This window comes from Demequina ureilytica, assembly GCF_048553575.1.
GTDB lineage: Bacteria > Actinomycetota > Actinomycetes > Actinomycetales > Demequinaceae > Demequina.
The window spans coordinates 476,778-503,431 of record NZ_JBLZIE010000001.1; the positions used below are offsets into that span (position 1 = coordinate 476,778).

The 26,654-nt window shown below is 68.0% G+C and carries 22 protein-coding genes; 3 read left to right on the plus strand and 19 right to left on the minus strand.

The window, feature by feature from the left end; genetic code table 11:
• Positions 1 to 19 precede the first annotated feature (19 nt).
• The 9 genes from ACNI3K_RS02145 to ACNI3K_RS02185 form a co-directional block, all read right to left on the minus strand.
• Positions 20 to 1,288 (minus strand): polysaccharide pyruvyl transferase family protein, encoded by a 1,269-nt coding sequence (locus ACNI3K_RS02145; RefSeq protein WP_419390211.1) that lies wholly within the window; start codon positions 1,286 to 1,288, stop codon positions 20 to 22.
• On the minus strand, positions 1,285 to 2,208 hold the full coding sequence (locus ACNI3K_RS02150) for a lysylphosphatidylglycerol synthase domain-containing protein (protein WP_419390212.1): 924 nt from the start codon (positions 2,206 to 2,208) through the stop codon (positions 1,285 to 1,287). Before ACNI3K_RS02150 ends, ACNI3K_RS02145 begins: the two co-directional genes overlap by 4 nt.
• A gap of 73 nt (positions 2,209 to 2,281) precedes the next feature.
• Positions 2,282 to 3,370, minus strand: a complete 1,089-nt coding sequence (locus ACNI3K_RS02155; protein ID WP_419390213.1) for a nitroreductase family protein — start codon at positions 3,368 to 3,370, stop codon at positions 2,282 to 2,284.
• Complete coding sequence (locus tag ACNI3K_RS02160; protein WP_419390214.1) at positions 3,367 to 4,338, minus strand: glycosyltransferase family 2 protein; 972 nt, start codon at positions 4,336 to 4,338, stop codon at positions 3,367 to 3,369. Before ACNI3K_RS02160 ends, ACNI3K_RS02155 begins: the two co-directional genes overlap by 4 nt.
• A gap of 43 nt (positions 4,339 to 4,381) precedes the next feature.
• Positions 4,382 to 5,221 carry a glycosyltransferase gene (locus ACNI3K_RS02165; RefSeq protein WP_419390215.1) on the minus strand — a complete coding sequence of 280 codons (840 nt, stop codon included), beginning with the start codon at positions 5,219 to 5,221 and terminating at the stop codon, positions 4,382 to 4,384.
• Entirely contained in the window at positions 5,214 to 6,161 is a 948-nt protein-coding gene (locus ACNI3K_RS02170) for a glycosyltransferase family 2 protein (RefSeq protein WP_419390216.1), read from the minus strand. Before ACNI3K_RS02170 ends, ACNI3K_RS02165 begins: the two co-directional genes overlap by 8 nt.
• Before the next feature lie 100 nt (positions 6,162 to 6,261).
• Positions 6,262 to 7,194, minus strand: coding sequence for a class I SAM-dependent methyltransferase (locus tag ACNI3K_RS02175; protein WP_419390217.1), 933 nt, complete (start codon positions 7,192 to 7,194; stop codon positions 6,262 to 6,264).
• A 66-nt stretch (positions 7,195 to 7,260) separates the two neighbouring features.
• Entirely contained in the window at positions 7,261 to 9,561 is a 2,301-nt protein-coding gene (locus ACNI3K_RS02180; protein ID WP_419390218.1) for a glycosyltransferase, read from the minus strand.
• A gap of 32 nt (positions 9,562 to 9,593) precedes the next feature.
• Complete coding sequence (locus ACNI3K_RS02185) at positions 9,594 to 10,643, minus strand: hypothetical protein (protein WP_419390219.1); 1,050 nt, start codon at positions 10,641 to 10,643, stop codon at positions 9,594 to 9,596.
• Positions 10,644 to 10,705: 62 nt separating this feature from the next.
• On the opposite strand from ACNI3K_RS02185, the gene ACNI3K_RS02190 reads away from it, so the two are divergent.
• Entirely contained in the window at positions 10,706 to 11,731 is a 1,026-nt protein-coding gene (locus ACNI3K_RS02190) for a glycosyltransferase family protein (RefSeq protein WP_419390220.1), read from the plus strand.
• 15 nt (positions 11,732 to 11,746) lie between these two features.
• On the opposite strand, the gene ACNI3K_RS02195 is transcribed toward ACNI3K_RS02190, so the two are convergent.
• The 4 genes from ACNI3K_RS02195 to ACNI3K_RS02210 all read right to left on the minus strand — a co-directional run bounded on the left by ACNI3K_RS02195 (position 11,747) and on the right by ACNI3K_RS02210 (position 18,281).
• Positions 11,747 to 13,882 carry an acyltransferase family protein gene (locus ACNI3K_RS02195; RefSeq protein ID WP_419390221.1) on the minus strand — a complete coding sequence of 712 codons (2,136 nt, stop codon included), beginning with the start codon at positions 13,880 to 13,882 and terminating at the stop codon, positions 11,747 to 11,749.
• Between the two features lie 100 nt (positions 13,883 to 13,982).
• Complete coding sequence (locus tag ACNI3K_RS02200; RefSeq protein ID WP_419390222.1) at positions 13,983 to 16,364, minus strand: glycosyltransferase family 2 protein; 2,382 nt, start codon at positions 16,362 to 16,364, stop codon at positions 13,983 to 13,985.
• A 66-nt stretch (positions 16,365 to 16,430) separates the two neighbouring features.
• Complete coding sequence (locus ACNI3K_RS02205; protein ID WP_419390223.1) at positions 16,431 to 17,693, minus strand: nucleotide sugar dehydrogenase; 1,263 nt, start codon at positions 17,691 to 17,693, stop codon at positions 16,431 to 16,433.
• Positions 17,694 to 17,795: 102 nt separating this feature from the next.
• Positions 17,796 to 18,281: a hypothetical protein gene (locus ACNI3K_RS02210; protein ID WP_419390224.1), complete on the minus strand. Its 486-nt coding sequence runs from the start codon at positions 18,279 to 18,281 to the stop codon at positions 17,796 to 17,798.
• Positions 18,282 to 18,334: 53 nt separating this feature from the next.
• On the opposite strand from ACNI3K_RS02210, the gene ACNI3K_RS02215 reads away from it, so the two are divergent.
• Positions 18,335 to 19,300, plus strand: a complete 966-nt coding sequence (locus tag ACNI3K_RS02215) for a glycosyltransferase family 2 protein (RefSeq protein WP_419390225.1) — start codon at positions 18,335 to 18,337, stop codon at positions 19,298 to 19,300.
• Entirely contained in the window at positions 19,297 to 20,604 is a 1,308-nt protein-coding gene (locus ACNI3K_RS02220) for a polysialyltransferase family glycosyltransferase (RefSeq protein WP_419390226.1), read from the plus strand. Before ACNI3K_RS02215 ends, ACNI3K_RS02220 begins: the two co-directional genes overlap by 4 nt.
• 39 nt (positions 20,605 to 20,643) lie before the next feature.
• Here the strand turns inward: ACNI3K_RS02220 and ACNI3K_RS02225 are convergent, their stop codons facing one another.
• The 6 genes from ACNI3K_RS02225 to ACNI3K_RS02250 form a co-directional block, all read right to left on the minus strand.
• Positions 20,644 to 21,519: an N-acetylneuraminate synthase family protein gene (locus ACNI3K_RS02225; protein WP_419390227.1), complete on the minus strand. Its 876-nt coding sequence runs from the start codon at positions 21,517 to 21,519 to the stop codon at positions 20,644 to 20,646.
• 134 nt (positions 21,520 to 21,653) lie between these two features.
• Positions 21,654 to 22,889, minus strand: a complete 1,236-nt coding sequence (locus ACNI3K_RS02230) for a DUF6716 putative glycosyltransferase (RefSeq protein ID WP_419390228.1) — start codon at positions 22,887 to 22,889, stop codon at positions 21,654 to 21,656.
• Positions 22,890 to 24,059 (minus strand): cytidylyltransferase domain-containing protein, encoded by a 1,170-nt coding sequence (locus tag ACNI3K_RS02235; RefSeq protein WP_419390229.1) that lies wholly within the window; start codon positions 24,057 to 24,059, stop codon positions 22,890 to 22,892.
• Positions 24,056 to 25,018 (minus strand): hypothetical protein, encoded by a 963-nt coding sequence (locus ACNI3K_RS02240; RefSeq protein ID WP_419390230.1) that lies wholly within the window; start codon positions 25,016 to 25,018, stop codon positions 24,056 to 24,058. Before ACNI3K_RS02240 ends, ACNI3K_RS02235 begins: the two co-directional genes overlap by 4 nt.
• Before the next feature lie 22 nt (positions 25,019 to 25,040).
• A complete protein-coding gene (locus ACNI3K_RS02245) occupies positions 25,041 to 25,787 on the minus strand; it encodes an ABC transporter ATP-binding protein (RefSeq protein ID WP_419390231.1) in 747 nt (248 codons plus the stop codon).
• Positions 25,774 to 26,637 carry an ABC transporter permease gene (locus tag ACNI3K_RS02250; protein WP_419390232.1) on the minus strand — a complete coding sequence of 288 codons (864 nt, stop codon included), beginning with the start codon at positions 26,635 to 26,637 and terminating at the stop codon, positions 25,774 to 25,776. The genes ACNI3K_RS02245 and ACNI3K_RS02250 overlap by 14 nt, the downstream gene beginning before the upstream one ends.
• Positions 26,638 to 26,654 lie beyond the last annotated feature (17 nt).

Below are 26,654 nucleotides of genomic sequence, written 5' to 3' on the forward strand. Positions count from 1 at the left end.
CGCAGGGCCGATGCGGGGGCTAAGCCCCGCTGCTCGCCGCGCCCTTCGCGGCGCGCACGGCTGCGGATCCCGCGCGGGCCACCCGGCCGATGATCCCGAACTGCTCCATCGCCGTCGCGCGGACCTGCGGCACCTTGACGTTCAGGACCTCGTTGATCTCGGTCTTGGCCGCATCGAGCGCGGCCATGCGCTCCGAGAACGACTCGATGGTGACGTCGGAGGCGGCCATGGCCCACTCGGCCTGGCCCACCTGGTCGAGCACCTCGCGGTACTTGTGCGACCACCCGAGCACCAGCGTGGGAACGCTCATCGCCAGCGACGAGACCATCGCGTGGAATCGGGACGCAACGAAGAGGTCGCAGCGGCCGATCAGCGCGCGGAGCGCCCCGGGGGTGAGCTCGCGGTCGGTGAACGCCACCTTCTCCGGCGACGCGACGTGCGCGAGGATCTCGCGGCACACCGGCAGATCGTTGTTGTGGAGCTTGTCCGGGTTGGGACGGGTCGAGTGCGCCACCAGGAACACCTTGCGTCCCATCACCTCGGTGAGGTGATCGATGTGGCGCACCACCTCGGCGACATAGTCGTCGCCCTTCTTCTCTGCCGACTCGCGCAGCACCTGAGACGGGGAGTAGCCCACGACGTCGCCGCCGCCGAAGAAGTCGGCAGGGATGGCCTCGTTGGCCAGCGCCTCGTCGCGCAGGGTGACGTCGAGAGTGAAGGCCATGTCGGCGCCGGCGGTGACGTTGGTGAGGCCCAGGCCCTCCAGATGAGAGTGCGTGATCGCTCCGCGCGAGACGATCGCGGCCACCTTGGGCAAGAAGACCTTCGCGAGGTTGCGGTTGAGGGTGCCCTCGAACGGGCCGGAAGCCTGAGCGCACTTCACGACCGGGGTCTTGACGTTGAGCGCTGGCAGGATCGAGGCCACGTTGTAGATCAGGTATTTCTCGCGGCCGTCGACGAAGGTGATGCCGCCCTGGTCGAGCAGCACGTCTGCGTCTGCGATCTCGCCGACCTCGGGGACGAACTTGCGGATCGCGCCGCGGGCGGGCGCCACCAGGCGCCACAGCAGTGCGCCGCCGTTGATCGCGACGCCCAGTCGCAGCGGGGAAGCGTCCATCACCCGCACGTTGGCGTGGCTGTTGAGATCCGCGTCAGACTTGGGGTACATGCTGAGGTGGACGATCTCGACGTCCGGCTCCTGCTCGGTGAGGTGAGCGATGGAGCTCTCGAGCATCGCGGCTGCGCCCCGGTTCCCGGAAAAGGCTGATGCGATGATGGCGACCTTCATGTGCGTCTCTTCCTCTTCTTAAGCGTGAGTGTCAGGATGCCGTACACGCCAGCGATCACGGCATCGGCGATAGTGGCCAGCACGCGTGCGACGAGGGCGATGATGATCGCCTTCTCCGTGCCCACGTATGGGGCCGCGAAGAGCACGAACACCGCCTCACGAACGCCCAGGCCACTCGGGACGAATACGGCCATGATGCCGACGGCTCCTGCAATAGCATAGGCCGCACCCAGCGGGACCCACGAGTCGGGACCGGCGCCCGCCAGCGCCCCGGCGATAAGCGCGATGCCGACCCCATTGATGATGCGGGGGATCAGGAATGCGCTCTGGAAGCCCAGGGTGGTGCCGAACGGCAGAAAGTACTCTCGTGGCACGGGCCGCTTGAGCGTCCGCTTGCCGAGCAGGGCCACCACGCGGTGAAACACTGCGGGGTGCGTCATCAGCGCGAGCGGGATCATCGCCGCCAGCGCGACCCACACGGTGCCGGTGATCTCCACGGAGTCGCCGCGCGCGACGATCAGGATCGCGAGCATGGGCACCGTGGAGCCGAGCAGCAGGAACGCATTCTCGTAGACCACGGAGATCAGTACCAGCAGGCGCGAGGTGCCGCGGCGCTGACCCCACACCACCTTGTTCAGCACGAACCCCACCTGGCCGGGCACGTACTTCAGCAGCCAGGAGGAGAAGTGGACTCGTATCGACTCGGTGGCGGTGATGGGCTGGTCATCGAGGCGATGAACGATCCGGCCCCACAGCAGGCCCGAGACCGCGACGGCGAGGACGAACAGCACCGTGGCGGCGAGTGCCCACCACCCGAGGGACAGGTCCTCCTCGCGCAGGGAGTCCCAGTTCTCGGACAGTGACCGTGCGAAGAAGTACGCGACGACCCCGATGATGAGCGTCGCAATGGCCCCGCGCATGGCGCGACCCCGCCACCAAGGAGCCCGGCGCGCGGGCGGCGCGCCGTCGGGGCCCGGCTCGGCGCCGGGAGCGTCAGTCACCAAGGCGGTTGAAGCTGCGCAGACTCTCGATGTCTTTCTTCTGCGAGTACGCGACGAGGGCATCGGGGTCCGGGAAGCCCACCGCGAGCAGCATGATGACGCGCTCGTGGGGCTTGAGGCCCAGCGTCTTGGCCATCTTCGCCTCGAGCGGCTCGAAGTCCGGCCAGTTGATCACGGACGAGCTGAGGCCGAGGGTCTCGAGCGCGTAGATGAATCCCATGGTCGCCAACGAGGCGTCGATGTAGGGCACGTGGCGATCACGCGGGGAGAAGTAGTTCGACAGGTCGCCCTTGACGACGATGACCGTCGGGACCTGGTGCGAGTAGCCGGCGGCGCCGAACGGGATGCCCGCGATGGTCTTCACCTGCGCGGGGTCGTCGAAGACCAGGAACTCGTACGGCAGGCGGTTGCATGCTGACGGCGACTGGCGCGCCACCATGAGCGCTTGGTCGATGAGCTCACGCGGCACCGGCTGGTCCTGGAACCAGCGAATCGAGCGGCGGCTGATGGCGAGCTCGAGCATTTGCGCATAGGTGATGTCCGTGCGCTTGAGGTTCTTCTGGGGATAGGGGTGGATGCTCGACGGGGTGCCGTAGCGCGGCAGCGAATCGAACCGCTGGCGCGAGCGCGCGATGCCCGGGTCGTCGTCAGTCACGATAGAGAAGTACTCGGCCAAGACGTCGTGCGCCCACTGCATCTCACCGGCGTCGATGTTGCTGGTCGAGGTGGGCCGCTCCATGGCAAGCGCATAGAACTCCACGGTCTCCTCGATGTAGTCGCGCGCGAAGACCGCGCGCCGGGGCTGCATGAGGATGCCCTTCTCCAGGCGGTGCACGTTGCGGCGCAGCTCCACGTGGTTCGAACGGTGCCGTCCGAGATTGCGGTAGTAGGCGCGGCGGCCGGAGAGCACCGCGAACTGCTCACGGTTGTGCGTGATGAAGCCCGGCAGCGAGTACAGCGTCGCGCCCACGCGCGTCGAGCCCGCGACCTCGAGGACCGCCCGATTCGCGCCGTTGTAGGTGCGGCGCACCACCGGGTTCGCGAGCGCTGTCTTCGCGAACCGCTTGAGCTTGCCGATCACTGGGTCTCCTTACGCGCCGCTGCCGATGCAGCGTGGCCGTACTGCCTCTCCTTGAGGCGCTCGAGCGTCTGCTCGTGCAGCACTCGATTTGTCTTGAGCAGGTCCGAGAGCACCCCGAGCGCCAAGGACAAGAACGCGCCGATGATCAGCACGGTTCCCAAGATGAGCGACTGGAAGTGGTCGCCCTGGTCGCCCATCGCCATCAGGATCGCGTAGCGCACGAACGGGATCAGGCCCACGGTGATGAAGATCGCCGCAAGCGCCGCGAAGATGCTCCACGGCTTGAACATGATGTACGAGCGGAGGATCGCCTGCCCCGACTTCATCATGTGCTCGCCCATGCTGCTGAACAGCCGCGACTCGCGGGTCTTGGGGTTGGTGTCGATCTCGACTGAGGTGATCGCCAGCCGCTTGTTGCCCGCCTGGATGATGGTCTCCATGCAGTAGCTGAACTGCGTGACCACGTTGATCCGGTAGATCGCAAACTTGGAGTACGCCCGGAAGCCCGATGCCGCATCGGGCAGATCGGTGCCCGCCGCCTTGTTGACCACCCAGGATCCGAACCGCTGCATCGTCTTCTTGAACGTCGAGAAGTGCTCGATGGTGTGGGTCTGGCGGTCGCCGATCACGATGTCGGCGTCGCCCGCCAGGATCGGCGCGACGAGGTCACCGATCCGCTCTTGCGGGTACTGGTTATCACCGTCGGTGTTCACGACGATGTCGGCACCGTGGGACAGCGCGTAATCGAGGCCATCGCGGAAGGACGTCGCCAACCCCATCGGTCGCGCGTGACGGAGCACGTGGGCACCGTGCTCGCGAGCGATCTCGCCGGTGCGATCCGTCGAACCGTCGTCGATCACGAGCAGGACGATCTCGTCGATCCCGTCGATCTGGCGCGGAATGCTCTGGAGCACCGTGGGGAGGGTCTGTTCCTCGTTGAGGCATGGCACCTGGACGAAGAGTTTCACCGGCACATTCTATCTCGCGCGCCTGCGGCGGCCTCGCAGGGCGTCAGGCGCCGCCCGTGGGGGACGCTCGGCGCGTGAGCAGTTGATACGAACGGCGCCGCAGGCCGGTGGGCACCAGGCGATACGTGCCGCGGATCGCGACGTTGCGCACGAACTGCCTGCGGCTCGTGAAGCCCAGCCGCCGCATCCCCCGCTGCAGCCGGATCTCCGCCTCGAGCTGTCGGACGCCGCCCCTGCGTGCATAGGCCCCCGAATCGACGCGGTAGCCGAGCAGCGGCTCGGTGATGTTGTCGGCGCGCGTGCCCGCGTCGAGCATGCGCACCCACAACCAGTAGTCCTCCATCTGGCCCATGGGCAGGTAGCCGCCTGCGGCGCGCACGGCCGCCCGGCGGTAGACCACCGTCGGGTGGTTGAACGGCGAGCGGAACCGCGCGTAGTCCCGAATGGCGCCGCCCGCCGGGGGGACGCGTTCGCGCATGGTCTGGCGCAGGTCGCCGTGAAACTCCACGAGGCCAGAGCCCACCAGGTCGAGCCCCTGCGACAGCAAGTCGAGTTGGCGCGCGAACCGCTCCGGGAACGACAGGTCGTCCGCGTCCATGCGGGCCACGATGTCGTGAGCAGAGGCGTCGAGCCCCACGGTCAGCGCATTCGCCAGCCCGTCGTTGTCGTCGAGTTCGATGCGGCGAAGGGGCACGCTCGCGGTCCGGCCGATGTCGGCGACGGCATCGTCCAGGTCCGCGCCCACGGGCCCGTCGCGGACCAGCACCACCTCGTTGGGCGGGCGGGTCTGCTCGTCGACGCTCGTGCGGAAGGCATCGCGGAGGAACTCGGCCCGGTCCCCCTTGTAGAACGGCAGCAGCAGCGTGAAGCGGTCGTTAGTCATCGGACGTCCCGTCCGTCTGTCCGGAACCGGTCACGCCGGCCAGCACCTCGTCATTGGGACGCGGATCCGTCCGCCAGCCGTCCCGCCAGCCACGCGCGCCCGCGGATCGCAGCACCGTCCTGTCCTCTGACCGCGCGTACGTGCGGCCCCAGCGCGCGAGGGACGATGCGCCATACAGGGCCTTCTCGACCGCACCCAGGGAGCGGGATCGGCGGAGCATCCACACCTTGTTGCGCACCTCGTAGTAGAAGCGCTCGCCGGGGTCGACGTCGGTGGCTCCCAGCTTGACGGTCTTGTGGACCACCACGCTCGCGGGGACGTGGAGCCCGAGCCGCGAGCGCAGCACGCGGGTCGAGAACTCGAAGTCGTCGTTCCAGATGAAGTAGTCGGCGACGGGAAAGCCCTCCTCCGCCACCGCATCGGCCGCCACCAGCATCGAGACGAACGAGGACGACCGCACGCTCAGGCAACCCTGTGCTGCCGCCGCGTCGCGGCGTGCGCGGCTGTCGAGCGGGCGCGGGCGTGGCGTGTTCATCGGGTGCTCAGAGCCGTCGAACCACACCACGCGCGAGCCGGCGATCGCCGCACCCGTCGCGGTCGCGGCGTTCAGCAGCTCCTCGAGGGCGGTCGGCTCGGGGATGGTGTCGTCATCCATGAGCCACACCCAGTCCGCAGCGTGGCTTTCGAGGGCGCGTCGCAGGCCGACAGCGAAGCCCCCGGCGCCGCCGGTGTTGGCCGCCAACTCGAGAACGTCCGCGCCCGGTGCGGCCTCGCGTGCCACGTCGGCAGAGCCATCCGTGGAGCCGTTGTCGACCACCACGAGCGTACAGGCGACCGTCTGGTTGCCGATCGCGGCGAGCGCCTCGCGCAGCAGATCACGGCGGTTGTACGAGACCACCACCGCGACCACGCGGGAATCTCTCGGGGACGTGGAGGACATGGGGCAAGTCTGCCAGCACGCGGGCCAGCCGGCTGGCGCGTGACAGCTTTCTCATGGGCTCCCGGCTCGTCCGCCCCCTCGCCCGGAGTCTTGCGCGGGCTCAGAGCGAGGTGAAGAATTTCAAATCAGGGGAGGTGGCGACCCACAGGTCCTTCTCGCCCGAGTACTTGGTGGTCTTGTGCGCGATGCCGGCGGCATCGAGGGCCTTCACGATCGCGGTCGCGGTGCGCTTCTCACCCGGACGGTTGTAGTCGTCGAGGATGATGATGAACCGCTCCGCGAGCGATTGCGGAATGAGGTCCAACACGTCGATGCGGGCGCGTTCCGCCCCGCCGCCGAACGGTCCGTCAATCACGATGAGGTCGTACGTCGCCTCACCGACGGCCTGGGCGAAGCCGTCGTACCTCAGCGCAGTGTTGCCGTCGTCCAGCTCCACCGTGGTGAGGTCGAGCGAGCGGATGCGGGTGGTACTCGGAACAGCGAAGTTCGCGGCGAAGGTCGAGATCCACTCCGGGTCGTGCTCGACGACGGTGTGGTCCACTGCTGTGGCGTGTGCCGCGTATTGCGCCGTCACCTTGGTCGACTGTCCCAGTCCGAGCTCGAGAATCGACGTGGGTCGCGCCTCATCGAGCACGCGATACAAGACGTAGAGGAATGGATAGCCCACCGCCCAGCGTCCGGGCGAGACGGTCTGGTCGGTGAGCCAGTCGCTCCGGTCGGTGGTATCGCGGTAGACGGCGGCCCAGACGGACTCGAGTGCCGTCCGCCCCGCAGAGCGTGAGCTGCGGCCCACCTCGTCCACTGCGCTGGCCAGCTCGTCCAGCGTCTGCCTCACTCCACCCCGTGCGCCTTTGCCGTGCGGGAGAAGCTCCTCCTCCAGGCGGACAAGCTGGGACCGGAGCGCCTCGTGACCGGCCATGACCTCGCGGTGCTGCTTCTCGGCCAGCAGCCGTTGCTTCCTTGCGAGCGAGCCGGCGCGCCGACCGGTCACGGGCAGGTACTGTGCGGCCCGCGCGAGGTACTGCTTGAGCATTGACACCCCTTTCAGGGTCAGTATGACTCAAGTCGGCCGTGTCCCGACGGCCGCGAGCGGCGTCTACTAGGGCAGAGCGCTCCTCACCCGGCGTGCGATCGGCTCGAGCCCGGGCACGGCGCGTACGACCCGCCGCGCCAACGAGCTCTTCGCACGTGCCTTCGGCTTGCGTGAGCGCTTGGCGTTGCGCTCGGCGAAGAAGATGGTGAGGTCAAGCAGTTGCTGAGCGTCGGCGAGCGTCGGCTCGGGCGAGAACTCGGGCGGCAACGTGCCCTCGACGAGCTGCCGATACAACTGAGAGAAGTCGTACGAACGGGCCCGCTCGGCGGCCGCGAGCGACGCCTTCGACAGTTGGACGTAGCGCTCGGAGTCCTCGCTCAGCGCGACGATCTGACGTGCAAGCGCCACCGCGTCTCCCTGCGGTACGGAGATCATGCCCTCGTTGTCCTGCACCAACGTGAGCCACGGAAGCTCGTACATGGCCACGGGCAGTCCTCTGGCCTGCGCCTCCGCCAATGTCAGCTGGTAGCCCTCGATGATGCTGGTCGACACGAACACGTCTGCGGCGTCGATCGCGCGGATGAGCGTCTCGCCCCGGAGGGGGCCGACCACCGTCACGTGCTCCGACAGTCCGCGGTCCGCGACCTCCGCGGCGAACGTCTCGACGGTGAGGCCAGCCCACTCGGGGCCGATGACGCTGAGGTGGAAGGGCACTGACAGGCGCTTGAGCTCGGCGGCGACGTCGACGAGCTGGCGCACCTGCTTGGTGTGCTGGTCGAGCCTGCCTACCCACACCAGTTCGACCTTGCCCTCGGGGGCACGCCTAGGCGCGTCGATGCCGGCGGACTCCAGGAGCATCGGGGACGGGGGATTGGGCAGGTAGACGGAGTGGGCGACGCCACGCAGCTTCCAGAACGCCACGTCGAGCGGGGACAGCGTGACGAGCGTGGCCAGCACGTTGAGGTGCGTCGTGAGGAAGGTCAGCAGCGCATTGTTGTCGTACACCGGCCGCAGCGCAAAGTTGTGGATCCACCCGATGGTGGGCACGCCAATGGCCTTGGCAATCAGCGCGTAGGCGGGCCAATCCCTGCTGTACAGCACCTGGTGATCGATCACGAGGTCGATGGACTCGGTCTCGCAGATGTTCGCCCACGCCGTCATGCGGGAGGGCAGGTCCTCGCCGCTCACCTCGACGAACGTCGCACCCGCGGGAAGTCCCTCGAGGTCACTGCCGGCACGGCGAGCCGCAATGGTCACCTGGACGCCCGCATCGAGCAGGTACCGCGCCTGAGACAGCAGCACGCCCGACACCCCGCCAGTGGTCAGGGTTGCCGTGACGAGCAGCACGCTGCGCACTGTCCGCTCCCCGACCGCGAGACGCGTGCCGTGCGCCGCAAGCACCTCGAGGCCGTCCTTGAAGTAGGTGGCTGCGGCCATCGCCACGTCGCGCTCGGAGACGCGCGTGTGCAGCAATGCCAGGCAGTCGGCACGCAGTGTGCCCGTCACACTGTTCTTCAGATACCCCAGCACATTGCCTACCAGCGACAGGCGTGCGGACTCGAAGCTTGCGCGCAGCGGCGCGCTGTCCGTCCTCTGCCGGGCGATCGAGTCCACGGCAGGAGCGATGCTGTCGACGGAATCGATGGCGCCTAGGTAGAACTCGAACTGTGAGAGCTCCTCGACGGCATGGCCACTTCCGCCTCGACGGAAGTGGTACCGGTAGAGGTGATCGGGGATCGAGACGTAGCGGCGCGCGAGCGCCGCCGCGAGGAACGTCAACGGGAGATCGTTGACCCTGCGCAGGATTAGATCCGCAGGGATCATGCCATACGCCTCGCGCAGCACGGCGGTCTTGAAGAGGTAGCGCCACAACTGTCCCTGCGCGGGCCTGCCGACGGGGAACAGGCCCTGCAGAACGCCCTCCCCTTCGAGCAGCGCGTGCACAGGCTGCAGTCGCGCCTGGTAGCCCCCCACAGGACGACCGTCCGGGTTGATCACGTCGATGCCGAAGCCGACGAGGTCCGCATCGCTCGAGCGAGCCTTCGCAAGGGAACGCTCGGCCGCGTTCGGGGCGAGCTCGTCGTCCCCGTCGAGCATGAGGATGTAGTCGGAAGCGGCGGCGTCGACCCCGGCCCTCCGACACTGCAGGGCGGAGACGTTGCTCTCCATCCGGATCAGACGAATGCGAGGGTCGCGGGCCTGGTAGCGCTCGATGACCTCGGCGGTGCCGTCTGTCGAGGCATCATCGACGCAGATCACCTCGACGCGTTCGAGGCTCTGACGGAGGCAACTGTCCAGGGCGGTCGCAATCCACTCCTCGTCGTTATGGACGGGGATGACGATCGAGACGTCGGTCGGTGATGACATGGGGCCTCCGTTAAGGCGATGGTGCAGCGGTACTAGGCGACGGCACGCATGGCCGTCTGGATGCGCGCGCCCAGGTCGGCCACTTCGGAGCGAGCGCTGTCGATCGCCGGAGCCAGGCCAGGCAGCTTGCTCTCGAGCGCGGTGCCGAACTCGGCAAGTTGGTCATACGAGCCCACCAGATCGCTGAGCCCGGCAGCCGCGAGGAGCCGACTGATCTTCTGCGGGTCGGCAGCCGAGCCGATCGGGTACGCGCCCTCAGTCGCGCCGATGATTAGCCCGTGAGCACGGTCGGAGATGATCGCGAGCGACTGCCCGAAGACGCTCCGGACGTGGGCATCGAGGTCGCTATGACGGGTGCTCGGTGCGATGAGGTACTCGCCTCCCAGGGCTTCCGCGACGCGCACGGCCCGGGGTGCGTCCCTCGCGACCTGCGCCACGGTGACCACGCGGGTGGACGTCTGCGCAGCGAGAGCGCGTACGGCCTCGAGCCACGAGTCGTCTGGCCACGGCCTGTCGAAGCGAAGAGTCACGGCCAGCAGCGGCCGGGAGTCCGGGTTGGACCACTCCGTGGTGTGAGGGCCGTAGGAGAACGCCCAGTCGGGGGCTACGCCGCCGAACCCCGCCGCGTCCCGCGACCCGGCATCGCGCCACGAGACCACCGCGGCGTCGCGGAGCACCTGGTCGAACTGCGAGGGGCTGGACTGCGCGGGCGTCTTGAGGCCGAGCCCAGCGACGATCACGGCCCCCCCGCTATCGATAGCGTGTCGCAGCGGCGCGGACCGGCTCTCGGCGGGATAGACAGCGCTGCGCGGGTTGATCTCACCTGCCTCGAACAGGTGAACCGGCCGCGTCGCCTCGGTGCTCGCACGGACCCAGGCCGCTCTGGTGGTGTAGATCGTGTCAGCCGGATCGAGTGGCAGGCCGGTCACGTAGTCGCTCGACCTTCCCTCGAGCAGGACGTGGAAACTACGGCCTTCGCCGCGAGCGGCCTCGAAGTAGGCGGCGCGCAGAACCGAGTCGCCAAGGTTGTCGTCCTGGCCCCCCAGGTTGACGAACACGTCCTGCGTGGAGTGGGAATGCATAGTGGGGGAGTCTACGGGACCGTGATCGGGGCCGAGAGAGTCCGCGCGGCTATAGTGACGTGGTGAAAAACGACCCGCCGCTCGCTCACTCCCATGCGCCCACTCGAGTGTTGGTGTCCCAACGTCTCATGTCGCCGAGCGTCGGATACGTCGACCAGATCGTCGGCGAAGACCAGAACGACGTCATCTTCGAGGCCTTCTCGGGCCTGCCTCGCGCCACCGACGTGGACGTGGTCCACCTCCACCGGCTCAGTGCATTGGGTGGGGCGCGCGCAAGAAGCGGCAAGAAGCGGGTCGCCGTCGCCCTCGCCTTCGCTGCGCGGATCCGTAGCAACGGGATCGCGCTGGTGCGCACGTGGCACGGCGCCGATGCGAACGACGCGGGAGGGCGTTCCGCACGCCTTGCCAACTGGATCCTCAACCGCGTGACGACCGAGTTCGTGATCGTCGACCCCTCGACCAAGGTTCCGAACGGCGCCTCCGGGACCCTGATCCCTTACGGGCACTACCGGGAGAGGTTCGTCGGGTACCCCCGCAGCCCCCAGGTCCCGGGCCGGTTGCTGTGCATCGCCGCGCATCTCCACACGAGCGTCGAGCGCTTCGTAAGGGACTACGTCGAAGGCGACGTCCGCGAGACGACCCTGCGCGTGGTGGGGTCGGCCGGCCCGGCGCGCGCGGCACGTCTGCGCGAGTTTGCGGAGACGGGGAAGGACTCCGTCTCGACACGGATCGAGCGGGTCTCCGACGGTGCCATGGTCATGGAGATCTCGGCGTCGGAGCTCGTGGTACTGCCGAACGCCGGCGAGCTTGACGACCTGCACATGGTCTTCCTCGCACTGTCGCTCGACCGTCCCGTCCTCGTGCCTGATAGCCCGCTGATGAGGAGCGTCGCCGACAGCGTCGGCGCGGAATGGGTGCACCGCTCTACTGCACCTCTCGACCCGGCCGTCGCAGCCGAGGTACTGAGCAGCGTCCGGACCGACACGCCGCCCGACGGCCCGTCCCTCGACGGTCGGGACCGCGAAGCCACGTCGGCGATGTATGCGGACGTGTTCAGGGCAGCGGCCAAGAAGACTTCCCGGCGCTGACCCGGACCCCGCCAGCTACTGGTCGAGCCCGCTCACTATCGGAGCGAGCCGATCCGCGAGGACGTGCTGGGTGGTCATCGTGTATGTGTTGGTCACGTGGGATCCCTGCCGGTAGACCAGCACGCCGCCGATCACCGGAGGACAGACCTCCGTGTTGCACAAGGTGTCGGACATGTCGATCACATCCACTCCCGGCACGCGCTCCGCCGCGGCCCGCTGAGCGACTGCGCCGCTCGACTTGGTGCCCGATTCGAGGGGGAACGCACAGAGCCACGGGTCTTCCATGTGTACCGCGAGGCAATCCAAGACTCCAGAGTCGTCGCCCCCGACCAGGTCACTTGGCGACGGATTGTCCAATAGCACGATCACGTCGATGCCTGCGTCCTCGAGGGTGCTCCAGTAATCGGCCAGGGCGTCCACCATCACGTCGCCCGAGAGCTCGCCCTCCTCGTCGAAGGCCTGGCTGTGGCGCTGCGAGACGACCACCGCATCGGGCGGATCCGCAAGCAGCAGCTCCATGAGGTTCGCGTTGAACTCGGGGCAGGCCGTGTAGGGACGCCCGTCTGCGTCGTCGCGCAGCGCATCGGCGAAACCGCACGCGCTCTTGGTGGCGCTCTCGAACACCCATCCTTGCTCCGTCGAGACGGCTTCGACGACATCGCCCCACTGGGCGGCCTTCGAGTCGCCCGCGAGGAAGACGCGGGCCTGACCGTCGGGGTCTCCCATGACACAGGGCTCCGGTACGACCGTGGCGAAGTCTGCGTGGCACTCCTTGGTGACGTCCGAGGAGTCCTCCCGTGCGGCGACCAGGTCGGGGACGAACGGCACCACTTCTTGGGACGCCTCGACCCCCGACACCGCCCCGCCGTCGTAGTCCAGCGTCCTGGCGCCGAACTCGGAACCAGCTGTCCCCCCCTCTGCTGCAGCGTCCGCCTGCGCGGGACTCGATCGAGGCAGGGAGGCGGCGAGCAGCAACGCGATCACGACGGTCGCCGCCACCAGGTTCGCTCCCAGCGACAGCGCTAGCACGGGCATGCGCTCAAGAACCTTGGCGCGGCGCACCGGGTTCTCGACGAGCCTGTAGGACAGCCAGGCTGGGATGACGGACAGCGTGACGATAGCCAAGCCGGCCTTCTGCCCGATCTCACCCCAGTGCCACCCAGCCGCGACGAGCAGCGGCCAATGCCACAGGTACAGCGAGTAGGAGATGCCGCCGATCCACACTGCTGGCTTCCACGACAACGGTCCGGGTGCACCGCTGCGCTCGGCGGAGCCAGCCGCGATGACGGCGGCGGTTCCGAGGGTGGGGACCAAGGCCGCGGCTCCTGGCCAACTTGTCGACGAGTCGAACATCAGCGCGCTGGCGACCACCGCCGCGATTCCCGCCCACCCGAGGACCAGCGCTGCGCTCCTGGGGAGGCGGCGCCACAACGTGAGGGAGGCGGCCATGAGCCCGCCGATGCCCAGCTCCCACAGCCGCGTGGTGGTCACGAAGAAGGCCTCGGCGGGGGCGTCCGCCGTCATGTGGATCGACCACGCGAAGGACAGCACCACGATCACGGCGAGCGCACCGACCGCGATGGTGGATGCGCGCAGTCGAAGGACGGCCGCCACGAGGCCGGCAGCCACGATCACGAGTGGCCACACGATGTAGAACTGCTCCTCGACCGCCAGGGACCAGTAGTGCTGGACCGGGGACGCTCCGATTCCCTCGGCCTGATAATCGACGGAACGGTCCGCGAGCCGCCAGTTCACCAAGGACACCGCGGACGCAAGCATGTCGTAGCCGTAGACGCCGCGCTGTAGGGGCGGCGCCAGCCACCACGTGAGAGCGGCGGTGGCGCCGAGCGCGAGGGTGGCGGCCGGAAGGAGGCGCTTCGCCCTGCGCGCATAGAAGCGCGTCAGCGAGATGCGGCCGTGCTCACGGAACTCTCGCAGCAGCATGCCCGTGATCAGGAAGCCGGAGATCACGAAGAACACGTCCACGCCGACGTATCCGCCCGGCACGAACGTCACGCCCGCGTGGTAGACGAGCACCAGTCCGATGGCGAGAGCTCTCAGGCCTTCGATGTCCGGGCGGAACGACCGCGCCGCGCGCTGACCGGTGCGTGTGCCCTCTTCCGCGGCTTCGAGCGCCGATGCCGCGGTCACCGGCGAGCCTTCTTCAACTCAGGACGCGGTGCGTTCACGCTAGTCGCGGCGCAGACGTGGGCGGAGCGCGCGGCGGCTGCCGCCCCAGTGGTGCTGGCGCTCACGACTGGCCGACCCGCCACGTCTCCTCGGTGCTGGCGAGCAACGCCAGCACAGCGACGTCGTCGCTCGCGCTCGCCAGGTACGTCTGAGCGCGCCCCACCTGTTCGTCGTACGCACCCCGGTTCGCCGCCAGTTCAGCAATGGCCCCGGCCACCTGATCTCTCGGGCGGTAGAGGGCCGCTGCCCCAAGGTCGGGTTCACACTCAGGGTCGGCGATCACCACCCGCCCCAAGGCGGCCGCGCGCACAGCCGTCGCCCTCGAGGCGATGCCGCTCGCCTTGGGATCACCGAGGAGGTAGAAGTCGAGCTGGTTGATGAAAACCCGGAATCCGATGTCGCCCCTGCGGTAGACCAGGCTCGTGGAGAATGCGCCGTCCGTCGGCTGCTCGTCCTTGGGGTCCATGAGCACGCGCACATCGAGCGCACTCGATTCCACAGCGGGCTCGACATCCGGGAGCCCTCCGACCGTGCCCACCACCAACCCACCCGGGCGCAGTGCAGGGGGAGTGAGGCGCCCCGCGCGACCTTCTCCATCACGCACCGGGCCGATCTGCGCGCTGGCCATGAGGCGCGTGCGCCGCGACGCGTCGTCCCCCCCGATCCATTCGACGCGTGCGGTGCCGACGTCCTCGTTCGCGAGTGCCGTCACCGCGTCCACGCTCCACGCCGAGGGCGTTCCGGACTCCACTGGCACGTCGACAGGGACGAAGACGACCCGCTCGACATCCATGCTCCAGCGACTGCGCTCGGCGACCTGCAGGAGTGCCGGGTCCTCGATCAGCAACGAGTCGACCTCGACCTCATCGGTGAGGAGCAAACGGTCGACCACTCCGTCGTGAATCAGAGATCGAAGCTCGGGAGCAATGGGGGTTGCCCAGGTGCCCGGCTGGCGCGGGTCCGGGATGTGGACGATCCCCACGGTCATGCCGCTGTTCTTGGCGCAACGCAGCACCGTTGCCGCGAGGTCACCTCCGTGATCGACCGTGCGCCAGTCCCGGGCCACCACCACGTCGTAGCGAGTGGGCCGGTCCTTCAACTGCTCTGCGGACAGGAACCGTCGAGGAGCGGGGAACACCCGGGCCCCCGAGGCGCCCGGCACCCGAGCGCGTCCGGTCGCCAGGCGCTCGTGGAAGTACTCGAACGCCTCGCGGTACTCGGAACGGGAGGGGTGGCGCCAACCCACCCCGAAGTCGGTCCGAGAAAGAGAACCACCGGTGAGGCGGACTAACGCGAGCACGTCGGGGATATCGACATGGGTGCAGCCGGTCATGGCGGCCAGGCGCATCGCATGCTCGGTGTCACCGGCCTTGCGCGTCGCGTCGAAGAAGCCCACCGCGCCCAGATCGGCTGACCGGAACATCAGTGACGACGCGTTGGGCCTGAGGATGCGTTGTCCCCGGTAGCGGAACACCATGTGATCCGTCACGCGAGCGCTTTGGCTGATGGTCGAGCACAGCCCCGAGTCCCCGATGAGCGGCAGAACCTGGCGTTCGATCCGCTCGGGGTGCGACCAGTCGTCGTCGTCTTGGAATGTCACGTACTCGCCTCTTACGGACCCCAGTGCGACGTTGCGCGCGCCGTAAGCGCCGACATTGCGATCCAGACGGATCAGCCGCACGCGCGAGTCGAGCGCCGCGACCTGCTCGAGCCGGGCGTCGAACTCGGGTCCGCTCGCGTCGTCGACGATCACGAGCTCGAGGTTCTTCCAGGTCTGGCGGAGGATGGATCGCACTGCCGTGACGATCTCGCGGCCGCGACGATGGGTCGGCATGATGACGGAGACCAGGGGGCCGTCGGTCACCGCGCGTTCGCTCCTCGCCTCAAGACGGTCGAAGAGGTCCGCCCCGTCGCCGGCAAAGGCCATCGGGGTGTGCTGCCACACCTCGCCAAGGTGGCTGTTCACGTGAGCGAGCCACTCGGGGGAGTCCACACCGTGGGCGGCTCCGATGAGGTCGGCCTCCAAGTAGCCCGTTTCTTCTGAGTCCAGCGCGTCGAAGATGCGCCGGTCGTGTGCCAGTCGTTCGTGCTCCCCGAGGTTCCACAGGACGGTCGCCGCCTCCTGCGCAACGTGGCTTGAGTACTGCAGCGCTGGATCCGCGGCGCACGCGGCGTCGAACTGCTGGAGAGCACGGAAGTCGCGCTGGACGTCCGCATCGATCTCAAATGTCAGCCGTGCAGACTCCAGGCGCCACGTGGCGAGGACGGGATCGCCGCCAGACTCGTGCAATGCATCCGGGTGGGCATCGAAGCGAGCCTCACGCATCACCGCCTCACGTAGGAGGTGCGAGCGCGTGCCGCGCGCCTCCTTGGCGACCGCCTTCGCGTGAGCCACGGGACTCGAGGCGCGCCACCGCGTATCCCGCAGCCACACGTCCATCATGACGTCACGCCCTTCCATGCCTGCCTTGCCCTCCGAGGAAACGGCAGCGCCCCATCCCGCCACTGATCACAGACGGTGGGCGCTGCTCCCGGTGCTCGTCACGCCCCGGGTGTCGAGAAAGATGCGCGACGCTCCCGCGAGCGCGTCGACGTCGTAATCACGGTGGCTCTGCACCAAGATCACCAGGTCAGCTGCGGCCAGCGCCGTGTCGAGCTCCTCCACGCGAGGGAGGTCCTCATCGGCTGTCCTCCACGTCTCCACATATGGGTCGTGGAACTGCACTCGCGCTCCCTTGCGGGCAAGCGAGGAGGCGAGTGGAATCGCGGGAGACTCGCGCTGATCGGCGATGTTCGGCTTGTACGTCACCCCGAGGATCAGCACCGATGCCCCGTTGATCGCGAGTTGGGCGTCGTTGAGGAGGTCCTGAGCACGCTGCGCGACGTAGCTCGGCATCGCCAGGTTCACCTCTTGTGCGAGCTCCACGAATCGGAAGGGATAGCCGAGCTCTTCCTTGACGCGGTGGCTCAGGTAGTTCGGATCGATAGGAATGCAGTGGCCGCCGACGCCGGGTCCCGGATAGAACGCCTGGAAGCCGAAGGGCTTGGTCTTGGCCAGGTCGATGACGTCCCACAGGTCGATGCCGAGCTCATGACAGAACTTCGCCATCTCGTTGACGAGTGCGATGTTGACATGCCGGTAGGTGTTCTCGAGGAGCTTGGCCGTCTCAGCCTCGCGGGTGCCCTTGGCCTTGACCACGGTATCCACGAACCGCGAGTAGAGCTCCGCGGCCCGGTCCGTCGACGCGCTGTCGAGGCCGCCCACGACCTTCGGGGTGTTCTTCATTCCGAACTGCGCATTGCCCGGATCGATCCGCTCGGGTGAGAACGCCAGGTGGAAGTCCTGACCAGCAACGAGTCCCGTGCGCTCAAGCTCCTCGCGCACGGGGCCTTCCGTGGTGCCCGGGTACGTCGTCGACTCGAGCACGACGAGCATGCCCGGTTCGAGGATGGCGGCAACTGACCTCGTGGCGGCGAGAACCGCCGAGAGGTCGGGGCCGCCCGAGCTGCTCAGTGGAGTCGGGACGCAGATCACTGCGCTGCGCGCCCCTCGCAGGCTCTCGATGTCCGCTGTCGAGCTGAATCCCGCCGCGACGATCTCCGCCACGTCGTCATCGCTGAGGTCGTCGACGTGGGATCGACCACTGTTGAGACCATCGACCACGGCGCTGTTGGGATCGAAGCCCCGGACTGTGAGCCCCGCGAGCACCGCCTCGCGGGCGAGAGGCAGGCCCACATAGCCGAGCCCCAGAACCACCATGTCTACTGTCAACTTCGTTCTCCCATGCCTCGGGTCGAATCCCTCTTCGCTGTACTGGTGCCCCGGCTTCACCCTCGCGGCCGCCGAACGGCGATCCGCGACGAGGGGCGCGCGCTAGCGCTCGTCGCGCGCACTGCGGTCTCTGTCCTCCGCTTCAAGGCGCGCCGTCTCCAATGCACCGACGACCCGTCTCTGCATCATGTCGAGCGTGGCTTTGTTGGCCACGCGCGAAGCCTTCAGAGAACCGAGCACGCGCCTCTGCAGCGCGTCGAACTTGGCATCGTTTCTCCGCACCCGCCGTTCGACGGCGGCGGAACGACGCTCGATGATCACCAGCATCATCGCAAGAAGGACGAGTGTGAGATTGCCCGCGAGCACTCCCAGCTGCACCGACCCGAGAGCCGCGGCGAGCGCTCCCGCGAGCCCCACCATGAGGGTCGCTGCAGCCACGACGATGAACTTCGAGACCTTACGCACGCGTTCCTCCGAGAATGATGCAACCGAATACGAGCGTATCAGCGCGTCGGAGCGCCGAGCGTGCTCGCGCGCCGAGCGTGACAGTGCACACGCCCCCCTCACCCGGCCGGGGGGCACGGTCACCCTAAGATGGTGCAGGCCGGTTCGCCGGTCATCCGATCCCTCAGGAGTTCGTCGTGCATACCGTGAGCGTGATCGTCCCGACGTACAACGCCGAGGACTTTCTGCCGACCTGCCTCGAGGTCATGAGGCGCAGCGGTGACGACGGCACCCAGTTCATCGTGGTGGATGATCACTCGACCGATGCGACCCCTCACATCCTCGATGCGGCGGTCAGGCGCATGCCCACGCTCACGGTGGTCCGCAACGACACCAATGTGGGCGTGGCGCGGTCACGCAACATTGCACTGGACGTCGCCGATGGTCGCTACCTGACCTACCTCGATGTTGACGACTGGTACGGACATGGACACCTGGAGGCTCTCGTACGAGCCATTCAAGACCTTGAGGTGGACTTCGTCCGCACCGATCACGTCCGCGTCGACGGCTACCAGCGCACGCTGGATCGTGCACCCGAGAAGCACCGCGGCGTTCCACTCGAGGCAGCGTCCGGCATCGGCCGTGCCGGCTCCAATGCGATGGTCGACTACCCGTTTCTGTGGGCCGGCATCTACGACACGACCCGCCTGCCGCGCGACCTGTTCCTGTTCGACGAGAGCCTTCGGACGGCTGCGGACCGCCCATGGTTCTGGCGGTTGTACATGAAGGCAAAATCCACGGCCGTGGTCGACCTGCACGGGTACTTCTACCGCAAGGACCACAACCCGCGGGCGCTGACGCAGGCGGGGAACGCGCAGACACTGCACTTCCTCGACGCTTCCGCCAGGATCCGGGACCTCGTCGTCCCCGCCGGACGCGCCGAGTGGACCACGAAGGCCGCCTACGCCGCGGCACGCATCTGCGCCTTCCACGTCACTCGCCGCTCGCGGCTCTCTCCCGAGCTCCAGGCCGAGCTGTTCCTCCGCTCGGCGTCACTGCTCGCCTCCTACCCGCACAGCACCATGGATGACGCCATCCGCACGCTTTCTCTGTCGCAACGCATGGTCGCTCGCGCACTCGTCAGGAGGGGTCGAGCCTCATGACAACAGCGGTGCTGGTGCCTCACCTCCTGGCGGGCGCGATGATCGCGGCGACCGTGGACGACGGTCATCTCCCGGGTCGCCGCATCCTCGTCACGATCAACGATGCCGCGATTCCCGAGATCACATCCGACATTGCCGATCACCCTGGATTCGCGTCGCTCGCCTCCCGGTTCGACGCTGTTGTGAGCCTCAACGAGGCCATCGCGCCACTCCACCCGCGGGGCTGGGCGGCTGACGGCCCTCCCGCTCGCAGCGCCCGAGCACGGATCGCCCAGCTAGCAGTGGAGACCGTCGACCGGGTCGTCGTACCGTCGCTCGATCACCTTCCCTCCGCTGCCTTCACCCAGATGTTCCCCCAAGCACGGGTCGACGTGGTCGCCGATCGACTTGCGACGTACGGCCCCGCGCCGGCGCATGTGAACCGCGACATCTCGGCTCGAGTGGAGCGGGTCTTCTACGCGGATCTCGTACCCGGGACGACGCCCCGGATGTTCGGGAACGTCGGGGCGACGCCGGTCCCCGTGGCGACGGAGTCGCTACGCCGGGCGATAGGCGCGATGGCCGGGTCCCCGGCGGCCGAAGACCTCGAAGAAGCGTGGATCCTGGGCGAGCGCCTTGCGGATCTCGGCATCCTCACCCCCGCGCAGCAGGATGCGCTCCAGCTGGCCATGATCGAGGCGGCGGCGGAGGCGGGATACTCCGCCGTGGCGTTCAAGCCCCACCCGAACTCGCGCCCCGGCTACCACGGGGCACTCGCGGAGCGAGCGGCTCGGCTGTCGATCCGCTTCCGCGTGCTCACCGATCCGGAGCCGGCCGAGGTGATGTTCGAGCGCACCCGACCCGGCGCTGTGCTCGGCTCCTCCTCGACCGCCCTAGCGATCGCATCGGCCGTCTATGGCATACCGGCCTTCAGTGTGGGAACTGCGGATGTCGCACGGGCAATGACCCGCGAGGACGAACCGCAACGGGTGGCCCTCGCGCTCACCCGCGTGATGCTTCCGACCTTCGACAATGGCGAGCATCCGCCGCTCGATGTCGAGGCACAGTCGCTTCTCGACGTTTTGTGTCACGACATGCAACCGCGCCGGTACCGCCGCCCGGACTCCGCCGCCCTCGAAGCGGTACGAGCGTGCGACGGAGCGCAGCAACTCGTCGACGCTCCTGCGGGAGCGCACCCGCGCCGCGAGCCAGCCGCCGTTCGTGCAGAAGGCGTGTTCGGCCGGATCGGGGCGTCGTCCCCTCGACGGCGCTACCGCAGTGTGCGCAACGTGCTCGCGGCGCTGTGGTTCAGCGTGCGCTTGTAAGCGACGGGTGCGCGGCGCGCTCGCCGCGCGCCCAGGCAGTCAGGCGCCGATGCGGCGTAGCTTGCTGAGCGGTGCGAGCTCTCCGGGGAACACGCGCTTCACGCCGTCGCCCAAAGCCGACTCGATGATGCGGATGTCGCGTACGAGGTGGCGCAGGCCCTGCGGCTCCAGCGAGGCTGCGTGGTCCGAACCCCACATGGTCCGGTCGAGCGTGATGTGGCGCTCCACCGCGACCGCACCGAGCGCCACTGCCGCGAGAGAGATCTGCAGGCCCGGCTCGTGGCCCGAGTACCCCACCGGGACGCCGTAGCGGTCCTTCAGGGTCTGGATGGTGCGCAAGTTCGCCTCTTCCGCAGGAAGCGGGTAGGTCGAGGTGGCGTGCAGGATGATCAGGTTGTCCTTGCCGAGGGTCTCCACGGCCGTGTCGATCTGCTCGATGGTCGACATCCCGGTCGACAGGATTACCGGCTTGCCGGTGCCCGCGATCTTGCGCAGCATGTCCAGGTCCGTCACCGAGGCGGAGGCGATCTTGTAGGCCACCGCGTCCATCGACTCGAGGAAGTCCACCGACGGCTCGTCCCACGGGGAGGCGAACCAGACCACGCCCTTGTCCTTGCAGTACGCGTCGATCTCCGAGTACTCGTCCTGCTCGAACTCCACCTTGTAGCGGTATTCGAGGTAGGTCATGGTTCCCCAGGGAGTCTCGCGGGGGGTGGCCTTCATGTGATCCGGCGTCGAGATCTCCGGCGTGCGCTTCTGGAACTTCACGGCCTGCGCGCCGGCATCGACGGCGACATCGATGAGCTTCTTGGCGTTCTCGACGTCACCGTTGTGGTTGAGGCCGATCTCCGCGATCACGTAGACGGGCTGGCCGTCGCCGATCTGGACGTCGCCGATCTTCACTGCGTCAGACACTGATTTCCCTTCGGGTTTGGAGCGCGATCCGGGTCGAATCCCTTCACGCGACGAGCACGCCAGGTGCTCGAGACATCTGCCCCGCTACGGGACTTGTCGCAGTGGCCATCGTAACGCGCCGCGCTCCGCGCGCCTCAAGGCCGGTGGCGGCGCACCACGCGCAGGCCTACTCCCACCGCTGCTGCGGTCCACGTCACCGGCAGCCGCCACCACTCATCGCGGGAGCCCAGCGCCGTCCAGCGCCGCGCCGCGCGGCGCACTGCGTCGATGCGACCCCGGGCTCCACCACGGCGGCCGGCGCTTGCGGCCCGCTCGCCCGAGTCCGCCAATCGCTCGACCACCTCAAGCCAATCGTTCGCGGCCGGGTCGTGGAAGTAGTTGTCGTCCAGCCACCCGGGATGCGGGAGCCGGAAGTCGAGCCGCTCGAGGTCATCGAGGGAGCCCAAGAGGCCCGAGCCCTCGAAGACCACGTTGATGTTCTCGACGCTGATCCCGAAGTCATCGAGGCACAGCGCCGGCACCCCGCGCGCGACGGCCTCCAGCACCGCCGTCGAGCTGACCGTCAGCAGCGCGGCCCCGGGCTCGAGGTAGTCGGCCATCGGCCCGTACCCCACCACCAGATTGGCTGGCCTGTCGGGCACGGAGTCGAGGATCTGCGGGAACGGCTGACGGTCGCGGTGGGTCTGCTCCTCTCCCGCACGGCCTCGCTCCTTGATCACGACGGACAGCTCTGGGTGTGCGTGCGCCACCGTCGCGAGCGCCTTCACGATGGCCTCGCGATGCTCGGCGGCAGCCGGGACGAGCGCCTGCGAAGCGAATATGACTGAGCGCAGCGGCGCAGGGGCAACAGGGGTCGTCGCCGTTCCCACACTCGCGAGGGCGAACTCTCGTGGACTCGCGCCCTCCCCCGTGAGTTCGGCCGCAGCACGCCGCTCCCGGCGAGAATGCACCACCATCACATCCGTGCCGCTGCGCAGCCTGAGGCCCAGAGCCGTAGGGGGCATCCAGATTCCCGGGATGCCGCTTGCGATCACGGGTTGCGTTCCGCCCGCGCGCGACAGCGTGCCGACCACGAGCTCGATCAAGGGGCCCCTGCAGGCGAGGAGCACGGCGTCGGGAGGACTCGAGACGAGCCGGCGTTCGAGGTCTGCGAACGACATCGGCGTGGGCACCTCGTGCCACCGACCGTCAACCGCCGCGGCGATCTGCTCCGCGCTGGGGGTCACGGCGGAGTCCACGAGCACCAGCTCGACGTCCCAGGAAGCCTGAGCCTCGCGGGCGCGAGTCACCGCCCACTTGAGGTACGAGTCCGCGTCGGCCACCACCAGCATGCTCCGCGTGGGGTCGGAGGTGCGCGCGTTCGACTCCACTCAGCGCCCCTTCAGGATCATCTCCGCGAGCTCCCGCACCGCGCCGGCGCCACCGGGCCGCGTGAGCACGATGCGCGCATGCGCCGCCACTTCGGCGCTCGCCTCGGGGACGACGACGGGCCAGCCGACAAGGCGCAGGCACTCGACATCGTTCACGTCATTGCCTACGTATGCCACGCGCTCGAGGTCGATGCCGCGGCCCTCGCACCAGTCACGCAACGCCTCCGCCTTGACGTCGATGCCCTGCATGACCTCCACGCCGAGCTTCGCCCCCCTGGCCGCCACCACCGGGTTGCGCTCTTTCGACAGGATCAGCATCGGCAGTCCGGCCTCGCGCAGCATCCCGATTCCCATCCCGTCGGACCGGCTGACGCGCACCGACTCGACACCTTCCTGATCGACCGTGACCCGATCGTCGGTGTGCACCCCGTCGAAGTCCATGACGAGCGCGTCGACGTCGAGGCGCGCGCCCGCAGTGTCACCGGTCCGAGCCGCGATGGCACGCGCCACGTCGAGTTCCTCAGGTGTGTCGATCTCGACGGCGGTAGCCTCCGGCACCTGCTCGAGCCCCACGCGACCGAAGAACCGGAACCCGGCCTCCTGGAACCCAGCGGTCCGCATGACATAGAACGCCCCGGTCTCCTGGAAGTGGGGCTCGCGGTCCTGCCGGCGGGGCCGGAACGAGTGGTCGTGGTTCACGCCTGCGGCGCCTTGGTCCCCCTGCCGCCAGAGGAAGGCGTAGGTCTCGAACGCGGAGAAGACCGCGTCGTCATCGCCCTCCAGGACGCGCCGCGTTGCTCGCTCCAGGGCGCCCGAATCGATGAACGGGCTCGTGCACTGCAGGAAGGCCAGCGCCGTGGGCAGGGAGCCCGTGACGCCCTCGATCTGATCGAGCGCGTGCAGCAGCGCGTCCTCTGACGTCGCGGTGTCCGTCGCCAACGTCGCGGGCCGGTCGATGACCTCAGCGCCGTGAGCACGGGCCACTGCCGCGACCTCACCGTCGTCGGTGGTGACATAGACAGCGCCGATACTGGGGGCGGCTCGCGCCGCCAGAATCGCTCGGGCCACCAAGGGGACGCCGCCCACCGGAGCGACATTCTTGCCGGGCACGCCCTTGGAGCCGCCGCGCGCGGGGATGACCGCCACAGCCAGCGGGTGATCTCCCGTCACGTCGGGTCCTCCTCCGAAATAGCCTCGATCATCGCCCTCAACGTCGGCGACGCCGAATCCGACCACCATTCGGACGGGATGACTCGCACCTCGAGGCTCACCTCGGGTGCAAGCACCGTACGCAGGGTGGCGACGACGCTGGACGGCATCGTCACGACGTGCCCCACGGTATCCGAGGCGGCGGCCAGCACCACCTCTATCGGGAGGCCGGGGTGAAGCACGGCCAGTCCCGGGATGGACGCAATGCTGTCCAGCCACGGCCCGCGCTCCCGCCGATGCGGGATATAGGTGACCTCGCCCGCCGCCGCCCGCTCTCGCAGCCAGGCGAGATACGGCTCGGCTCGAAGGTGCCCATCCGGCACCAAGGCGGCGCCGACCACCACTGTGGGGCGAAGGCCGCGAGTGGCCTCCAGCTGAATCTCGCGCACCCAGCCGTAGGAGTTTTTGGTGACACGCGCGCCGAGCCGCGCCAACTCGCGGAACGGGGCGCGTGAGCCGTACGCGGTGAAGATCTCGACCGTCCCGCGGGCAATACCGCGGCGGATCCGCCGCGTCGCCAGGGCGCCCAGCCGCCGCATCGACCAGCCCTCGTCGTTGCCCGGGCGCTGCAGGGGACGTCCGTCGGCCAGCTGCTTCCCGAGGGCGAGCATCACGGAGCCGTCGTCGACGATCACGCAGCGCCGGCCTCCAGCGCCAGCAAGCACTGCGCGCACCTGACCGGAGTAGGCGTCGCCGAGGACACGCTCGGAAGACAGTGCGAAGCGCGAGAGCACGGCCGAACGTCCGCCCGGCACCACCGAGACGGCGGCCGGCAGGTGAGGCTTGAGGAGAGTGGCCATCCGAGTCAGGGTGGAGATGTCCCGGCGCAGATGGATCACGGTCTCGGCATCACACGCATGCGCGTACTCCACCGCGTTGAGGAACTGCAGCGGAGACTCGACCCACGCGTGCAGGGTCATGCGGGTGCCGCCGCGGCCCCACTCACTTGGATGCCTGGTAGGCGTCGACGACCTCTCGCGGGTCGCCGTCCATCTTGAGGTCGCCGTGGTCGATCCAGATCACTCGAGAGCACGTGTCCATGATGGAACGCATGGAGTGGCTCACCAGGAACACCGTGCCGGCCTGCTCCCGGAGATCCCGGATGCGCGCCTCGCTCTTGGCTCGGAAGGCCTTGTCGCCCACCGCGAGGGCCTCGTCGATGAGCAGCACCTGGTGGTCGCGAGACTGCGCGATCGAGAAGCGCAGCCGCGCCTGCATGCCCGACGAGTACGTCTTCATGGGCAGGTCGATGAACTCCTCGAGTCCCGAGAACTCCACGATGTCGTCGTACCGCTCGCGGATCTCCTTGGGCTTGTGGCCGAGCGCGAGACCGCCGAGCATCACGTTCTTCTCGCCCGACAGGTCGGAGATGAGCGCGGCGTTCACTCCCAGCAGGGCGGGGCGGCTCGCGGCGTAGACGGCACCCGAGGTGGCGGAGGTGAGGCCAGCGATCGACCTCATCAAGGTCGACTTGCCCGAGCCGTTGTGCCCGATCACGCCGATGCTCTCGCCCTCATGTGCCACGAACGACACGCCCCTGAGCGCGTGCACCACCCTGACGCCACGCTGCCGCGTCATCAGGGCGCGCTGGCTCTTGGCGGTCTTGCCAGACGCGTACGCCTTGTAGTCGACGTGGAGATCGTCGACCACGACGGTCAGCGCGGGTGAGCCCTTCTCAGTCGTGGCCATAGCGCTCCTCCGCCCTCCAGAAGAACACCACTCCGACGATAAAGGCGACGACGGAGGCCACCACCACGGCGATCCAGCCCCCATACGCGAGCGGCGGCGATCCCTCCACGGTGAACTGCCTCACGAGCGTGATGAAACCGTGCACGGGGTTGAGCTGCGCCACAGCCAAGATCTCTGGCCGGTCTTCGAGCACGGCCTCGAGCGAGTAGAAGATGCCGCTGGAGTAGAACAGCACGCGCGTCACCAGCGGGATGATCTGCGTCACGTCGCGCACGTGCACCGTCAGTCGCGCGGCGATCAGCGCGATGCCCGCGTTGAACAGCGTCATGAGCACCATGACCGGGACCACGATGAGCCACTCCCATGTCACGGGCTCACCGAAGATCACCAGGATCAAGCCCATCACCACGAGCATCGGGATCAGCTCGAACACCTGCTGAATCACCTGGGCGAGAGGCAGCAGCATGCGCGGGAAGCTCAGGCTTCGGACCAGGGACGAGTTCGAGGTGATGGACTTCGCGCCCGCGCTGAAGGACTTGGAGAAGAACTCGAAGATGAAGATCCCGACCACGAGGAATGGGATGAAGTTCACGCCCGGACGCGTGTCGCGCGACAGGATGAGCCCAAAGATCGTGCCAAAGATGACCGCCAGCAGGATCGGCCGCAGCACGACCCAACCGATCCCGAGCCGGTTCTCACCCAGCGTCGCCTGGATGCGGAACCGTGCCAGCGAGACCGCGAAATGCCGCGTGGCCCACAGATCCTTCAGGTACGCCGGGAGCGGCGGCCGTGCCCCCACTCGCTCGAGCCCCGCCTCACGGGCCAGCTCACTGTAGTCAGTCTGAGTCACTGTGCTCCTCCACGGGT